1 pseudogene is annotated in these 234 nt (G+C 69.7%); it reads left to right on the forward strand.

The annotated features are described in order from the left end of the window. Positions 1-204, forward strand: a pseudogene (locus KVS71_RS19010) (cell division protein); the annotation flags it as partial. Positions 205-234: the final 30 nt, after the last annotated feature.

Raw genomic sequence — 234 nt, forward strand, 5'->3', positions numbered from 1 at the left:
GCGGACATCCGCAAGCCACACACCGGCGGGCGGGCCCCGACGGCGGACGACGTGACCTTGACCCTCGACTCCGGCCTCACGGTCGTGTGGGGGAGACAGGAGGACTCGGGGTTGAAGGCGCTCGCACTCTCCGCCGCGCTCGTGAAGAACCCCGATGCCTCGACGATCGACGTCACGTCTCCCGACGTGGCGGTCGTCGGCTGATCTCTTTCGGCGGGAATGGCGCGACACGCC

This window comes from Microbacterium sp. GbtcB4 (assembly GCF_019091465.1).
In the GTDB taxonomy this organism is placed as follows: Bacteria; Actinomycetota; Actinomycetes; order Actinomycetales; family Microbacteriaceae; genus Microbacterium; species Microbacterium paraoxydans.